Origin of the sequence: Pseudomonas sp. NBRC 111133 (assembly GCF_001320605.1) — a bacterium.
Lineage (GTDB): Bacteria > Pseudomonadota > Gammaproteobacteria > Pseudomonadales > Pseudomonadaceae > Aquipseudomonas > Aquipseudomonas monteilii.
This window is the reverse complement of the sequence record NZ_BCBJ01000177.1, coordinates 1-1,607: the sequence shown is the minus strand read 5'-3', so window position 1 is coordinate 1,607 and position 1,607 is coordinate 1. Positions and strand designations below refer to the sequence as shown.

Sequence of the window (1,607 nt, the reverse complement as noted above, 5' to 3'; positions counted from 1 at the left end):
CCGCAGCAGCGCATCGCCGAGTTGCCGCTGTTGAATGCCGCGCAGCAGCAACAGGTGGTCTACGACTGGAACCGCACCCACGCCGACTACCCGCTGGAGCAGTGCCTGCAGCAACTGATCGAGGCGCAAGTCGCCGCCACCCCGGACGCGCCCGCGCTGGTGTTTGCCGAACAGGCCCTGAGCTACCGTGAGCTGAACCGGCGCGCCAACCAGCTGGCGCACAAGCTGCGCGAACACGGCGTGGGGCCGGACGTGCTGGTGGGCATTGCCGCCGAGCGCAGCGTGGACATGGTCATCGGCCTGCTGGGTATCCTCAAGGCCGGTGGCGCCTATGTGCCGCTGGACCCGGAATACCCCGCCGAGCGCCTGGCCTACATGATGCAGGACAGCGGCATCGGCCTGCTGCTGACGCAAGCCCACCTGCTGGCGCAGTTGCCGGTACCTGAGGGTGTGCAGCCACTGTTGCTCGAACCGCTGCCGGGCTACAGCGATGCCGACCCGGTGCACCACACCCGCCCGGGCAACCTGGCCTACGTGATCTACACCTCCGGTTCCACTGGCCGGCCCAAGGGCGCGGGCAACAGCCATCGCGCGCTGGTCAACCGCCTGTGCTGGATGCAGCAGGCCTACGGCCTGGATGCCGGCGATACGGTGCTGCAGAAAACCCCGTTCAGTTTCGACGTCTCGGTCTGGGAGTTCTTCTGGCCGCTGCTGGCCGGCGCACGCCTGGCCGTGGCGCAACCGGGCGAGCACCGTGATCCGGAGCGCCTGGTGGAGGTGATCAGGCAGTGCGCGGTGACCACGCTGCACTTTGTCCCGTCGATGCTGCAAGCGTTCATGGGCAGCGCCGAGGTTGAGCGCTGCAGCAGTCTCAAGCGCGTGGTGTGCAGCGGCGAAGCCTTGCCTGCAGAGCTGGCGCAGCAGACCCTGGCACGCCTGCCCGGCGCACAGTTGTACAACCTTTACGGCCCGACCGAAGCGGCCATCGATGTCACCCACTGGACCTGCCGCCCGGGCGGCGACAGCGGTGTGCCGATTGGCCGCCCGATCGACAACCTGAAAACCCACATCCTCGGTGCCGGGCTGCAGAGTGTCGCCCCACGCGCGGCTGGCGAGCTGTACCTGGGCGGCATCGGCCTGGCCCGTGGCTATCACCGTCGCCCGGCGTTGACGGCCGAACGCTTCGTCCCGGACCCCTTCGACAACACGGCACAAGGCGGCGGTCGCCTTTACCGTACCGGCGACCTGGCGCGCTACCGGGCCGACGGGGTGATCGACTACAAGGGCCGTCTCGATCACCAGGTGAAAATCCGCGGGCTGCGCATCGAGCTGGGCGAGATCGAGACGCGCCTGCTCGAGCAGCCGAGGGTGCGCGAGGCGGTGGTGCTGGACATCGACGGGCCGGGTGGCAAGCAACTGGCCGCGTACCTGGTCATGGCCGGCGACCTGCCGAGCGACCCACAGCAACAGAGTGCGCTGCGCGGCGAACTGCGCGAGCACCTCAGGCTCGGCCTGGCCGACTACATGGTCCCGACCCACTTGCTGTTCCTCGAGCGCCTGCCGGTGACGGCCAACGGCAAGCTGGACCGCAAAGCCCTGCCCAAGCC

General features: G+C 68.6%; 1 protein-coding gene. It reads left to right on the top strand.

The window, feature by feature from the left end:
• A partial coding sequence (locus APH36_RS30305) for an amino acid adenylation domain-containing protein (RefSeq protein WP_156342245.1) occupies positions 1 to 1,607 on the top strand: 1,607 nt, incomplete at both ends.